Raw genomic sequence first — 2,986 nt, 5'->3', positions numbered from 1 at the left:
AATCTGGTGGATTCTGGCATGAATCCCGGCATCGACGGGGCAGTTGTTACCTTGAGACAAGGCGCGCCGTGATAGGGAGCCGCGGAGTGAGTCTGTTGCCGCTCTATCACCAAGTTGATTGACGCGTCCGCGCCGGAATTCGGCGTCAGGCTCGCCATCTCGCCATCAAGCCGGCGCTGCGGCCAGGAGAGGGCGACGATGCCGGGCGGGGTCGGTCGGGAAGACAGGTGGTCCTCATGCGCGCCATCGTCGTCCTAGGGTATCGCTTCCGTGCCACCGAACCTCGAACCAACGTTCATCTTTGCTTAACCCGCCGACCCTAGAGGTCGATTGATCGTCCCCTCAAGAACGGCGGTTTACCCATGCCTGGCCGAACGCGATATTTGCTGCGCAGCGCAATGATGAGCGGCTTACTGTGGCTCACCAGCGGAACTGCGGCATATTCGACCTGTCTGCTGCCCTCATTGTTCCTGCACAGCGATGCCGACGGGATTGCGTCGGTCATTCCAATCGCGTTGATGCGACTGGACGGGATCACCCTGCCGATGATGATCGATACCGGCATGCCATTGTCGACTTTGGCTCCGGAGGCCGCCACGTCTTTCGCGACATCGGCCACAATCGCGGCACCGATCTGGATCGCTGGTGCCGCCGGCACGGTAACCGCGATGACCTTGCGCCTCCGAAATGTCGAACTGGGTGGCCACGACGCCGGCACCGCCCGTTTCGCGGTGGTCCCGGTGATGCGACTCACGCTGCCTGACGGTACACCGATCGCGGGCGTGATCGGTCGCAATCTGCTGCGTCGTTTTCATCTCAACTTGGACGGGGCATCCGGTGCGGCGGTCTGCGCCGCAACCCAGGGCCTTGCGAGTTTCAATCCCGCCGCGCCGAGCCTCGCAATTCTCGATGGTTTTCGCTTCGCCGCGACGTTGGACACCGGTTCGGGGATCACCAACATGTCACGCGCTCTGTTCTACCGCTCCGGCCTCGATCGCGCCGGTGGTGTTCCGGTCGGCTCGATCGCCGCGATCGGTGTCAACGGCGGCGTCACGATGCTGCACCTCTATCGGTTTGCCCGTCTGAGCATCGACGGTTGGGTCTGGCACCGACCGGTCATCGCGGTCGGTGGCGCCCATCCTGGATCATTGCAGACTGAGATTGTGCTCGGCGGCAATTTTCTGCGTGCGGCGATGGAACCGCAGGATCCGGGCTAATCCGTCCTGCACCGCACATGCCAGCCCCGGGTGTCAACAGCGCCTCCAGTGAAGCAAACCGAGCCGTCTTGCGCGTAGCGCCCGTTCATAGCCGTTGTGGTTTCACCTTTGCCGGGGCGCGATTTACGCCGATCGTCTGATCGTTGCGCGCGATTTGCGGATAACGTTGGACAAGAGATCAGAATCTGAACCGCCGGCATCATGCGCGGGCCGCATTACGGTGCCTCCTGGCGGTGTGCGTGTTCACGCGAGCTGTTCGGCGGACGCGGACATCGCCCGAACGCGACAAGCGGGACGGGTATTGCAAGGGAACTCGCCGGTCCGTGGGGAAGGCCCGCGGTTGCTATACCGCGTTGACCGAAGCTTCATCCGGTACCATGCGCTCATCCCGGCGGCGCTTGCGGGGTCGGGAGGTGCGGGGAGTGGCACAGGTCGACTCGTACACGTACCACGTTACGTCGCCGGAAGCCCGTGCCGCGGGATCAGATGCACGGCAAGGGGAGAAAATGCCGAGTCCGGTGGTTGAACTCACCGGGAGATCAGGGGTCACGCATGAAATTTTGCGGCATAGTTGACGACATGGAATCGGGTGTGATTCGGGGAATCTGCCTAAAATTGGGAGATCCTGATGTCGGTGAGGAATTTGGTGCAAGAATTCTCGGCGCTGAACGACCCGCGCTGCGGCGGTAAGGTCAAACACCGGCTGATTGATGTGCTGGTGATCGCCGTCTGCGCCGAGATCGCTGGCGCCGAAAGCTGGGGGGACTTCGCGCTTTATGGCCGTAGTAAGCAGGATTGGCTGGGCACATTTCTGGCGCTACCGAACGGTATCCCATCCCATGACACGTTCCGGCGCGTTTTCATGCTGATCGATACCGGACGCTTCGAGGCCTTTTTTGGGTCGTGGGCTCGCTCATTCGGAGCGACCTTGGACCGGGAAGTTGCGGCGATTGATGGGAAGACGATCCGTGGATCTCATGACCGCGGCCGCGAACAAGCTGCGCTTCACGTTGTCAGTGCATGGGCGTGCGATCGGCGGCCGGTCCTTGGCCAGCGTCAGATCGGCGATAAATCCAACGAGATCACGGCGATCCCAGAATTGCTCGATGTCTTGGACATCAAGGGCGCGATCGTCACGCTGGACGCGATGGGGTGCCAGCGAACAATCGCGTCCAAGATCATCGAGAAAGGCACCGACTATCTCGTGACCTTAAAAGCGAACCAGGGGAAAAAGTTCGCTGCAGTTCAGGAGCTTTGTGCAACAACATACTTTAGCCGCTCGTCCGCTCATCAGCCGATGCGTGACGAAACCGATGATGACCATGGTCGTCTTGTCCGGCGTCGTGTGTTCGTTTGCGCCGGTGCCCTTGTTCTGGAACCGCTCCGCGACTGGCCAGGTGTTAAAACTGACCTGGCTGTCAAAACCATTCGCCATGTCGGCGGGTCGGATAAGACCGAGACTGACATTCGATATTTCCTATCCAGCAGTGACGGCCAACCAGAAATCCTGGCACGAGCGTTTCGCCGTCATTGGCAGATCGAAAATAGTCTTCACCGGGTGCTCGATGTTACCTTCGACGAAGATCACTGCCGGATACGGGATCGGAAAGCTGTCCAAAACTTCGCCCTACTCCGAAAAATCGCGATCAATCTCGTTCGACGCCATCACGAATCAAAGGCCAGCCTGAAGGGACGACGGAAAATGGCTGCCTGGGATAACCGATACATGGAGCAAGTTCTCACCGGCAACTTTCATGCGTAACCCCTGA

General features: G+C 60.2%; 2 protein-coding genes. Both read left to right on the top strand.

Features of this window, described 5'->3' with window-relative positions:
• The first annotated feature begins 401 nt into the window (after nucleotides 1–401).
• Entirely contained in the window at nucleotides 402–1,217 is an 816-nt protein-coding gene (locus ACP5E6_RS17810; RefSeq protein WP_427956528.1) for an aspartyl protease family protein, read from the top strand.
• 628 nt (nucleotides 1,218–1,845) lie between these two features.
• Nucleotides 1,846–2,979: an ISAs1 family transposase gene (locus ACP5E6_RS17805; RefSeq protein WP_427956525.1), complete on the top strand. Its 1,134-nt coding sequence runs from the start codon at nucleotides 1,846–1,848 to the stop codon at nucleotides 2,977–2,979.
• Nucleotides 2,980–2,986 lie beyond the last annotated feature (7 nt).

Source organism: Acidiphilium sp., assembly GCF_049977125.1.
Classification (GTDB): Bacteria; Pseudomonadota; Alphaproteobacteria; order Acetobacterales; family Acetobacteraceae; genus Acidiphilium.
Note: the sequence above shows the minus strand (reverse complement) of the source record. Positions and strands in the feature narration are given on the sequence as shown.

Coding starts and splice junctions, on each gene's coding strand:
- ACP5E6_RS17805 (WP_427956525.1), top strand. CDS start 1,846: ATGTCGGTGAGGAATTTGGTGCAAGAATTCTCGGCGCTGAACGACCCG.
- ACP5E6_RS17810 (WP_427956528.1), top strand. CDS start 402: ATGAGCGGCTTACTGTGGCTCACCAGCGGAACTGCGGCATATTCGACC.